Source organism: Dactylosporangium maewongense (assembly GCF_039531485.1).
GTDB lineage: Bacteria > Actinomycetota > Actinomycetes > Mycobacteriales > Micromonosporaceae > Dactylosporangium > Dactylosporangium maewongense.
Genome location: NZ_BAAAQD010000031.1, coordinates 109,923 through 119,785, shown reverse-complemented (window position 1 = coordinate 119,785; position 9,863 = coordinate 109,923). Strand labels below are relative to the sequence as shown.

The window sequence follows — 9,863 nt, the reverse complement described above, 5'->3', positions numbered from 1 at the left end:
GGCAACAAACAATCGTTTGTCACCAAAGGAATCCTCGGACACGACAACAAAGCCATGTCACGGGGTCAATCAATTGGCACTGGCTTAACAAGCACCCTGTTGAGTTCTCAAACAACCAACACACACCTTGAAACCGCCTCTTTGTTGAGGCGCTCTCTCGGGGCCTTCGTAACTGTAGAGCGTCTCGGTCGATTTCGCCAAATCGCGATTCCCAGGGGATTCGCTAGCATCGCCCGATCACACCCGCGCTGACGCACACCGAAAGGTGAGTGAAATTGCGGATGGCCTCGCACACCGGCCGATGATCGCGTTGCGACACATCCGCCCGGCTCGTGCTGGCTGTGCAAACTTACTCTCCCCCGCCAGCCCTGTCAACATCCACCCAGGACCCTGCGCATCGCAGGCACGATTTCCGCAGGTGAGAACCGGGTTGCGGCGAGCGCCTCGGCCCTCGCGACGGTCTCACCGAGCGCGGCGGCGGGCGCCGAACGGACCACCGCGAGCAGCCACGCCTCCAGCAGCGTCCCGTCCGAGGGAAGTTCCAGCTCAGGTGGCGGGACCGGAGCAACCGGGGAGGTCAGGGGCTCGCCCGCGGACGCGTACAGGCCGGGCATGACGCCGACCCGGAACGGATGCACGCACGTCGGCACCCCTGTGTCGGCCGTCACCCGATAGCCGAGGGAAGCCGAGAACGGGACGGTGGGCGACGGCCGCGCGGCGACGTCGAAGGCACCCAGCGGCAGGCGCTGCCCCGGACATGCGACGCACGTCTCGTCCCGGAGCTCCTCAGGGGTGAGCATCGGAGAAGCGCCGGGGGTCGAAGAGGCCGAGTGGATGCCGGGTCGCGCCGGTGAGCGCCAGGTCCGCCAGGATCTCGCCCACCACGGGGACGAACTTGAACCCGTGGCCTGAGAAGCCGCACGCGACGGTCACGTTCGCGTGCCCGGGATGCCGCCCGATGACGAAGTGCGTGTCCAGGGTGTTGGTGTACATGCAGGTCTTGCCGCGCAGGTAGGTGCCGGCGACACCGGGCACCCGGTCGGCGAGGTGCGCGGCGACGGCTGCGATCTCGTCGGGGCGGATCGACCGGTCGATCGTCTCGGGCGTGGTCACCTCGCCGCCGCGGAAGAACGCGACCTTCACCCCGCCGGAGGGGCCGTCCAGCGCCGGGAAGCCGTAGACCTGCGTTTCCGGCGGCCCCTCCCAGATGAAGATCGGCTGGCGGTCCGGCAGGTACGCCGAGACCCCGCCGACGGGCTGGAAGAAGAACTGCACCTGCCGCTCCACGGAGAACGGGATGCCCAGATCCGCGAGCAGCGAGGGCGCCCACGGCCCCGGACAGATCACCAGGGCTCCGGCCGAGTAGGTGCCGCGAGCCGTCCGCACCTGCACCGCGGAGGACGATGACGTCCACTCGGTGACCGGCTCCTCGAAGCGCAGCGATGCGCCCAGCGCCGAGGCCCGGTCGAGGTTGGCGCGGACCGTCTCCTCGGGGCGGACGAGTCCCGCCTTCCGCTCGTACAGGCCGACCTCGTGCGGCTGAGGTCGCAGGTTGGGGAACCGCCGGCGGATCTCGGCCGCGTCGAGCATCTCGTGCGGCAGCCCCCACTGCTCCGAGCTGCGCCGGCTGCCGGCGACCGTGAGGCTGTCGGGCGAGCCGATCATGATGCCGCCGCACAGGTCCATCAGGTCCCGCCCGGAGTCCCGCTCGAGCGCTGCCCACAGCTCGTACGAGCGCAGCAGCAGCGGCACGTAGGCCGGGTCCTCGAAGTAGGTCTGCCGGGTGATCCGGGACCCGCCGTGGCTGGCGCCCTGGTCGTGGGCGGGCCCGAAGCGCTCCAGGCCGAGGACGCGCCGGCCGCGGGCGGCGAGATGGTGCGCCGCGGCGCTGCCCATCCCGCCGAGCCCGATCACGATGACGTCATAGGTCTCCACTGGTCGTCGAGACTACCGGCTGTAGAACTCCACGATGAGCTGCTCGTCACACAGGACGGGCACCTCCCGGCGCAGCGGCAGGCGGATCAGCGTCGCGGTCAGCCCGGAGATGTCGACACTGAGGTACGGCGCCGTCCGCTCGCCCACGTGCGCGCCCGCGGCGGCCACCACGAACGGCGTCTTCTGCCGGCTCCGCTCGGCCACCTGGATGACGTCACCGGGGCGCAGCCGCGCGGACGGGCGGTCGACCCGGCGGCCGTTCACGGTGAGGTGCTGGTGGGTGACGACCTGACGGGCCTGGTAGATCGTGCGGGCGAAGCCGGCCCGCAGGACCAGCGCGTCGAGGCGGGTCTCCAGGTCGACGATCAGCTCCTCGCCGGTCTTGCCGGGCCGGCCGGCCGCCCGTTCGAAGGCGTGCCGCAGCTGGCTCTCCCGCAGGTTGTACTGCGCCTTCAGCCGCTGCTTCTCCAGCAGCCGGACCTTGTAGTCGCTGTGCTTCGGGCGGCTGCGCCCGTGCTGGCCGGGCGGGAACGGGCGACGCTCGAAGTACTTGACGCACTTGGGGGTCAGCGGCATACCGAGCGCCCGGGACAGACGGACCTTCGGCCGAGACTGGTTCATTTGCAACCTCTCTACTAAGGTAAGCCTAACCTTAGGAGGTCTCCTTGCCCGGGATCAAGCTCCCCACCGCCGCGGAACGGCTCCGCACGCTGCTGGCCGCCGCGTCATCCCTGACGCTGCACGTCCCCGGTCACCGCTGCGACCTCATCGGCCGCCATCACGTCGACGAGACCGGCCGGGTGATCGTGGAGCTGCCCGCCAGCAGCCACGTCGCCCTGCTCGTCGAGGCCGAGCGTGACGTCGCCGCGGTGATCGAGATCACCGACGTGGCACCGACGCCCGTCAAGGGAAGGGTGCGGTCCAGGGCCGTCTATCAAGGGTGGCTCCAGCACGACGGAGACCTGCGGGCCGTGCTGGAGCTCGCCGAGGCGACCCTCGCCGATCCGCTCCTCGGCGAGGTCCGGGTCGACGCCGGCGAGTTCGCCGCCGCACGCCCCGACCCCCTCGCGACGGATGAGGCGGACCTGCTGTGCCACCTGACCGGCGCGCACCCGGAGGCGATCGAGCACCTGTCGCGGCTGATCCCGCCGCACCACCTGCACGGCGTGCGCCGCATCGTGCCCATCCGGATGGACCGCTTCGGCGTGGTGCTCCGGCTGGAGTTCGCCGCCCGCCACCGCGACGTGCAGCTGCCGTTCAGCGCGCCGCTGCGCACCGCCGAGGAGGCCGCGCCGCGCATGCACGAGCTGCTCGCCCGGGCCCGCTGCTGCCAGCGCAACCACTCCGGACACTGAGGCACTACCATCTAGAGATTTACATCTCTGGATGGAGGCCCAAACCCATGCGCCGAATCCTGCTCAGCACCCTGGCGGCCGCGGCGATCCTGCTTCCGTCCCCGGAAGCATCGGCCGCGCCCGTCACCAGCTGGACCAGCACCCCGGGCACGGCGTGGTGGACCGACGCGACGCTCACGGTCAGCATCGACGACTCGGTCCGCCCGTCCGTCGCGGCCGCGCTGACCAGGGCCGTCACGCTCAAGGGCGGCACGGTCCTGCGTGAGCCGGGCACGCTGCGGCCGCACATCGCCGGCGGCGACTGGTTCAACACGACGAGCGGTCGTTGCCTGCTCGGCTTCAACGCCAAGGCCGGCGCGACGTACTACTTCCTGGCGTCGGCGCACTGCGTCCCGGCGGTCGGCGCGACCGTCTACGCCGGCACCGGGACCGGCACGGTCCTCGGCGTCGTCGCGGCCCGGGACCCGAGCTACGACTACGCGCTCGTGCGGTACACCAACACCACCATCGCCAAGCCCAGCGCGGTGAACCTGTTCGCGGGCGGCCTGCAGCCGATCACCTCGTTCGGCTCCGGCACGGTGGGCCAGGCCGTGCGCCGCACCGGACCGAACGGGGTCCGCACCGGCACGATCACCTCGCTGAACGTGACCATCAACTACGCCGGCGGCACGCTGTACAACATGATCCGCACCACGGTGTGCAGCGAACCCGGCGAGAGCGGTGGCCCCCTCTTCGCCGGATCCGTGGGCATCGGCATGAACTGGGGCGGCAGCGGCAACTGCGCGACGGGCGGCACGAGCTACTACTCCTCGGCCCGGCGCGCGGCGACGACATACGGCGTTGCCCCTTACTAAAGTCCCGACCCCGTGCCACGTTTGAGCGGAAGGATTTCGATCTACGAATAGGGGAAGCGGATGCGGCTCGGCGTCCAGTTACCAACCTCCGGCGCCCTCGCGGGGCCCGCGAACATCGCGCGGGTCGCGAAGGAGGCCGAACGCCTCGGGTACGACTCGGTGTGGACCTACGAGCGGCTGCTGCGGCCGATGGCGGAGATCTCGATGTTCGGCGCACCGCCGGCGCGCATCCCCGAGACCTACCGGCTGACCTACGAGCCCCTGGAGACGCTGAGCTACGTCGCCGGGATGACCGAGACCGTCAAGCTCGGCACCAGCGTGATCGACGCGCTGCTGCACCCGCCGATCGTCCTCGCCCGCCGCTTCGCCACGCTCGACCAGCTCAGCGGCGGGCGGGTGATCGCCGGCCTCGGTCAGGGCTGGATGCCTCAGGAGTTCGAGGCGGCCAATGTACCGATGAAGCGCATGGGCGCCGGGATGGACGAGGTCGTCGCGGCGATGCGGGCCTGCTGGGGGCCCGACCCGGCGGAGTACCAGGGCCGCTTCTACAAGATCGAGGCCTCGGAGGTGAACCCGAAGCCGGTGCAGCAGCCGATCCCGGTCCTGTTCGGCTCCACCACCCCGGCCGGGATCGCGCGGGCCGCCCGGATCGCCGACGGCTTCAACCCGATCGCGTTCTCGCCGGAGCAGCTGACCGAGACGGTCGCCACGTTCCGCCGGCTCGCCACCGAGGCCGGCCGGGACGCCGCCGCGCTCACCGTCGTCGCCCGCGCCAACGTGCCGCTGACCGACGACCCGATCGGTGAAGGCAGGCCGTTCCTCGGCGGCTCACCCGAGCAGGTCGCCGAGGACGTCGCCCGCCTCGAGGGCAGCGGCGTCGACGAGATCCTCGTCGCCAGCATCCGGCAGACGGACATCGACCTTGAGCTCCGCCTCCTCGACCGGCTCCGGAAGGCGGTCGACAGCTCCGCCTGATGCCAGTCCTTGCTGTCGCGTGTAAGAATTCTCTTACAGGTGTCGAGCAAGGATGAGAGGTGGCGTCGTGAAGGCGTTGGTCCAGGACGCGTACGGGCTCCCGCGGGACGTCCTGCGGCTGCGGGAGGCCGACCCGCCGGAGCCGGGCCCGCGGCAGGTGCTCGTGCGGGTCGCGGCCGCGTCGGTCAACCCGGCCGACGTGTTCCTCAGCACCGGCAGGCCGTGGCTGGTGCGGCTCGGCGCCGGGCTGCGCCGGCCGCGGCGCACCATCCCCGGCGGTGACGTCGCGGGGGTGGTCGAGGCGGCCGGGGCGGAGGTGACCCGCTTCCGCCCCGGCGACGCCGTCTTCGGCCGGTGCGTGGGCGCCTTCGCCGAGCTGGCCGTCGCTGCCGAGGACGACGTGGCCGCGAAGCCGGCGGCGATGTCGTTCGAGGCGGCGGCCGCGGTACCCCTCGCGGGCACGACGGCACTGCAGGCGCTCCGCGACGTCGCCCGGGTGCGGCCCGGGCAGCGGGTCCTGGTCGTCGGCGCGGGCGGTGGGATCGGCGGGTTCGCCGTCCAGCTCGCCAGGCACTTCGGCGCCGAGGTCACCGGGGTCTGCGGCACCGCGAGCGTGGACCGCGTCCGGTCGCTGGGGGCCGGCCGCGTCATCGACCACACGCGCGAGGACTTCACGGCCGGCGACGACCGCTACGACGTCATCCTCGACAACGTCGCGGCCCGGCCGCTGTCGCGGGTCCGGCGGGTCCTCGCACCGGCGGGCGTGCTGATCCCCAACAGCGGCCGCGGGCGGCTCGCCGGCCTGGACCGGATCGTCGCCGCCCGGCTCACCGGCCTCGTCGTCCGGCAGCGCATGGCGACGTTCATCGCCCGGGACAGCCGCGACGACCTGGTCACGCTCGCCGGGCTCGTCGAGGCGGGCGCGCTCGTGCCACCCGTCGGCGCCACTTACCCCCTGGCGGCCGCGGCCGACGCCCTCGCCGAGGTCGCCGCCGGCCACGCCCGCGGGAAGCTGATCGTCGTGCCCTGAGGGGCAGCGTTCCGTGAAGGTCAGCGCTCCAGGACGGGGACGAGGCGCCCCGGCGGCGTCGCGCGGCGGCTCCACTCCCTCGGGTAGCCGACCGAGACCTCCTGGTGCCGCACCCCGTCCTGCCAGGTGGTGCGGGGGATGTGGAGATGGCCGTACACGACCTCCCGCGCCCTGAACCGGGTCGGCCACTCCGCGGTGAGGTCGGTGCCGCACCACAGCGCGAACTCCGGGTAGCGCAGCACGTCCGTGGGGTGCCGCACGAGCGGGAAGTGGTTGACCAGCACGGTCGGCAGCTCGGCGGCGGCGGCCTCCAGGCGCGGCTCGGTCTGCTCGACCCTGGCGCGGCACCAGGCGTCGCGGCCGCTGTACGGGTCGAAGTGCAGCAGCACCTCGTCGGTGCCGACGATGCCCGCGGCCTGCGCGGTCGCCATGGCCTCCTCGGTGCTCGACGTGCCCGCGGGCCACCACGAGTAGTCGTAGAGCACGAACAGCGGCGCCACGATCACCGGCCCGCCCTCGCCGTCCCACACCGGATACGGGTCCTCGGGCGTGACGACCCCGAGGTTGCGGGCCATCGCCACCAGCCGCTGGAAGCGCTCCTCGCCGCGCGACTGGTCCGGGTCGTCGCGGGTCGTCCACAGCTCGTGGTTGCCCGGCACCCAGATCACGTTGGCGAAGCGCTCCCGCAGCGTCCGGAGCACCCACCGGACATCGGCGACCTTCTCCCCCACGTCGCCGGCCACGATCAGCCAGTCGCCGTCGTCCGTCGGCTTCAGCTGCTCGACGATCTCCCTGTTCTCCTGATACGACACATGCAGATCACTGATCGCCAGCAGTCGTCCGGTCACGATTGGACCTTAGCCGCTGGCATCGCCCGGTGACGATCTCGTGCGTGCGGGACACGACGCGGGGCCCGCACCGGTGCGGGCCCCGCGGGTGGTCGACGACCGGTCAGCCCACGGTCGGGATCGGCACCACGGTGTCCGTCGGGACGGGCACCACATCGGTCGGCACAGGCACCACGGTGTCGGTCGGGACGGGCACCACGGTGTCGGTCGGCACGGGCACCACGGTGTCGGTCGGCACGGGCACCACGGTGTCCGTCGGGATGGGCACCGGGACGCTGGCGCACGACGGCGTCGAGCCGGGCACCGGGGTCGCGCCGGTGGTGTCCCCCGGCGACGGCGTCGCGCTGGTGTCACCGGGCAGCGGGGTCGAGTTGATCCCCGGCAGCCCCGTCGAGGTGTCGCCGGGCAGCGGCCACGGGTTGGTGCCGGGCTGCACCGACGTGGTGTCGGCGGGCAGCGGCACCGTGCCGGCGGCACCACCGGTCGGCACCGTGCCGTCGCCGGGCGTCGGCATCCCGGTGTCGCCGGGCAGCGGCACCGTGGTGTCGCCCGGCGTCGCGATCGGCGTCGACCCGTCCATCCCGGGCGGGATGATGATCGGCGCGCCGGTGTCGGACGGCGCCGTGCTGGGTCCGCCGGGCAGGTTCGGGTCGGGCGTCGCGCCCAGGCCGCCGGGCGTCGTCCCCGGGTAGACCGGTGGCAGGCCCGGGTCGACGGTGCCGCCGGGCGTCGGGGTGCCGAACGTGCCGGCGCCCGGGCTCGTGGCACACGGATCCGGGACCGTGAACGGGCCCCCGTTCGGGTCGGTGGTCATGGATGGGTCCGGCGGCTGCGCGATGCTTGGGTCGGTCCACGGCGGCATGGTCTCCGCGACCCTTGCCATGCCGTCGCCCGTCGCTTCGTGCGCGCCCGCCGTCTGTACGATCCCGCCGGTCAGCGCGACGAGGAACCCCGCCGCTCCGACCACGACCGGAATCCGGAGCCGGCCGCCTTTCGGGCGCTGTCGTGTCTGAGACATCTCGTAGAAACCCCCGTTGGTCTCGCTCGATTGCCCTTCACCCTACGTAGTTGGCCAACTACGGATCGCTGAAACGCGGGATCTTTGTCGTATCTCGCGACGCGCCGTAGCGCCACGCCGGCGAAGAGCAGCAGGAGGCCGGTGACCAGGAGCGAGCCGACCGGTGGTCCGGTGGTGGCGAGCCCGCCGGTCCGGGCCCGGCGCACCGGGGGCGCGGCCGCCGGGCCGGTGCCGGGGCCGCCGGTCACGGGGGCGGTCACCGGTTCGGGCTCCGGACCCGGCAGCGGCCCGATGTCCGGCGCCGAGCCCGGCAGGTCCGCCCACAGCAGGAGGCTCCGCACCGTCCCGTCGGGAGCGACCCCGCGGGCCAGGAACGCCAGCCGCATCCCCGCGGTCACTGTCGCCGGCACCCCCACCGCCACGACCGCCGTCCCGTCCGTCGTGGCGGTGGGGGTGCCGAGCAGGTCCACCCGCACGTCGTCGGCGGCGCCGCCCGAGGTGTAGGCGGCGAACCGCACCGACGAGTTGGGCGCGAACCCGCCGCCGTCCAGCGTGATCGGGTCGCCCGGCTCCATCACGTCGCGGGCGCCGCCGCGGCTGGTGTTCAGCGAGCCCGACGCGATCAGGTCCGTCGCCCGCGCCGGGATCTCCGGAAACGTCGGCGTGGTCCGGACGGCGGCCGGCACGGGCGGGGACTCGCCGCCGTACTCGCCGTGGGCGACGACGGAGACCTGGTAGTCGGCGCCGCTCGGCACGAACATGGTGCACCGGTCGGCGGTGCCGTCGAGGGTGGCGCAGCGGCCGTTGCTCGTGGAGGTCGCGGAGTAGTGGCTGATGCCGGAGCCGGCGTCGGCGGGCGGCCGCCACGACACCATGAGCCCGCTGTCGCGGGCCACGGCCGTCACCGCGAGCGGCGCGCCCGGCGCCACACCCGGGTAGACGGCCGTGCTGGGCATGCTCGGCGGCGAGTCGGCCGGTCCGCTGCCCGGGGCGGCGTACGCGACGACGGTGAAGACGTGGGCGCGGCCGTTGGCGAGCCCGGTGATCACGCACGCGGTGCCGGTCGTGGTGCAGGTGAGCCCCCCGGGCACGGCGGTGACGGTGAACCACGCGGCTGCCGCGCCGGTCGTGGCCGGCACCCAGCTCACGGTCGCCCGCCGGTCCACGGGCCCGCCGGACAGGATCGGGCCGAGCCAGCTGACCTGCGCGGAGTTGGGCAGCGCCACGACACCCACGCCGGTCGGCGGGCCGGGCGGGCCGAGCACTGTCAGCGCCGACAGGACGCTCGCCGGCGAGGTGCCGGCGCCGTTGATCGCGGTCGCGACGACGTTGAACGTGTAGCCGCCGCCCGCGGTCAGGCCGGTGACGGTGCAGCTGAGGCCGGTGGTGGTACAGGTCGCGCCGCCGGGGTAGGCGGTCACGGTGTAGCCGGCGATCCCGGCGCCCGGGTTGGCGGGCGCGGTCCACGACACGGTCGCCTGCCGCGCGCCGGCGGTCACGTTGATGCCGACCGGCTGGCTGGGCGGGTTCAGCGGATCGGTGACGTTGGCGGCGACCGGGCTCGACGCGACGGAGGTGCCGCCGAGCCCGGTGGCGGTGACGGTCACCGACCACGTGCCGGCGGGGACGGTCGGCACGGTGCAGCCGAGCAGCGCGGAGGTGCAGGTCCTGGTGAGGGCGCCGCTGGTCGCGGTCGCGGTGTAGCCGGTCGCGCCGCCCGATCCGAGCCAGCTGACGACGATGGTGTTCACGCCGCCGACCGCACCCACGCCGGTCGGGGCCGAGGGGGCCGCCTGGATGCCGGCGATGCCGTCGCCGGCGGACGGTTTGGCGGACGCCTTCACTGAG

General features: G+C 73.0%; 10 protein-coding genes. 4 read left to right on the top strand and 6 right to left on the bottom strand.

Annotated elements, in window-relative coordinates; all coding sequences use genetic code 11:
• Positions 1 to 371: 371 nt before the first annotated feature.
• Genes ABD332_RS49590 through rpsD form a run of 3 tightly spaced genes read right to left on the bottom strand, consistent with a single transcriptional unit; the run spans position 372 to position 2,556 of the window.
• Positions 372 to 800, bottom strand: coding sequence for a hypothetical protein (locus ABD332_RS49590; protein ID WP_344512259.1), 429 nt, complete (start codon positions 798 to 800; stop codon positions 372 to 374).
• The gene (gene solA / locus ABD332_RS49585; protein ID WP_344512257.1) at positions 787 to 1,935 is read right to left on the bottom strand and encodes an N-methyl-L-tryptophan oxidase; all 1,149 of its coding nucleotides are present in this window, start codon (positions 1,933 to 1,935) and stop codon (positions 787 to 789) included. The genes ABD332_RS49590 and solA overlap by 14 nt, the downstream gene beginning before the upstream one ends.
• Positions 1,936 to 1,947: 12 nt before the next feature.
• Positions 1,948 to 2,556 (bottom strand): 30S ribosomal protein S4, encoded by a 609-nt coding sequence (gene rpsD, locus ABD332_RS49580; RefSeq protein WP_344512255.1) that lies wholly within the window; start codon positions 2,554 to 2,556, stop codon positions 1,948 to 1,950.
• Between the two features lie 44 nt (positions 2,557 to 2,600).
• On the opposite strand from rpsD, the gene ABD332_RS49575 reads away from it, so the two are divergent.
• The 4 genes from ABD332_RS49575 to ABD332_RS49560 all read left to right on the top strand — a co-directional run bounded on the left by ABD332_RS49575 (position 2,601) and on the right by ABD332_RS49560 (position 6,149).
• The gene (locus ABD332_RS49575) at positions 2,601 to 3,290 is read left to right on the top strand and encodes a DUF2470 domain-containing protein (RefSeq protein WP_344512253.1); all 690 of its coding nucleotides are present in this window, start codon (positions 2,601 to 2,603) and stop codon (positions 3,288 to 3,290) included.
• Positions 3,291 to 3,337: 47 nt separating this feature from the next.
• On the top strand, positions 3,338 to 4,144 hold the full coding sequence (locus ABD332_RS49570) for a S1 family peptidase (RefSeq protein ID WP_344512252.1): 807 nt from the start codon (positions 3,338 to 3,340) through the stop codon (positions 4,142 to 4,144).
• 60 nt (positions 4,145 to 4,204) lie between these two features.
• Entirely contained in the window at positions 4,205 to 5,119 is a 915-nt protein-coding gene (locus tag ABD332_RS49565; protein ID WP_344512250.1) for a TIGR03619 family F420-dependent LLM class oxidoreductase, read from the top strand.
• A gap of 67 nt (positions 5,120 to 5,186) precedes the next feature.
• Entirely contained in the window at positions 5,187 to 6,149 is a 963-nt protein-coding gene (locus ABD332_RS49560) for an NAD(P)-dependent alcohol dehydrogenase (RefSeq protein WP_344512248.1), read from the top strand.
• Between the two features lie 20 nt (positions 6,150 to 6,169).
• Here the strand turns inward: ABD332_RS49560 and ABD332_RS49555 are convergent, their stop codons facing one another.
• From ABD332_RS49555 to ABD332_RS49545, 3 genes are all read right to left on the bottom strand, one after another.
• Positions 6,170 to 6,997, bottom strand: coding sequence for a metallophosphoesterase family protein (locus tag ABD332_RS49555; RefSeq protein ID WP_344512246.1), 828 nt, complete (start codon positions 6,995 to 6,997; stop codon positions 6,170 to 6,172).
• 103 nt (positions 6,998 to 7,100) lie between these two features.
• Positions 7,101 to 7,964 (bottom strand): hypothetical protein, encoded by an 864-nt coding sequence (locus tag ABD332_RS49550; protein ID WP_344512244.1) that lies wholly within the window; start codon positions 7,962 to 7,964, stop codon positions 7,101 to 7,103.
• Positions 7,931 to 9,859 (bottom strand): fibronectin type III domain-containing protein, encoded by a 1,929-nt coding sequence (locus tag ABD332_RS49545; RefSeq protein WP_344512242.1) that lies wholly within the window; start codon positions 9,857 to 9,859, stop codon positions 7,931 to 7,933. The genes ABD332_RS49550 and ABD332_RS49545 overlap by 34 nt, the downstream gene beginning before the upstream one ends.
• Between the last annotated feature and the right edge of the window lie 4 nt (positions 9,860 to 9,863).

What these genes read in the sequence shown, in the direction of transcription:
- ABD332_RS49590 (WP_344512259.1), bottom strand. Translation starts at nt 800, where the DNA reads ATGCTCACCCCTGAGGAGCTCCGGGACGAGACGTGCGTCGCATGTCCG.
- rpsD (WP_344512255.1), bottom strand. Translation starts at nt 2,556, where the DNA reads ATGAACCAGTCTCGGCCGAAGGTCCGTCTGTCCCGGGCGCTCGGTATG.
- ABD332_RS49570 (WP_344512252.1), top strand. Translation starts at nt 3,338, where the DNA reads ATGCGCCGAATCCTGCTCAGCACCCTGGCGGCCGCGGCGATCCTGCTT.
- ABD332_RS49565 (WP_344512250.1), top strand. Translation starts at nt 4,205, where the DNA reads ATGCGGCTCGGCGTCCAGTTACCAACCTCCGGCGCCCTCGCGGGGCCC.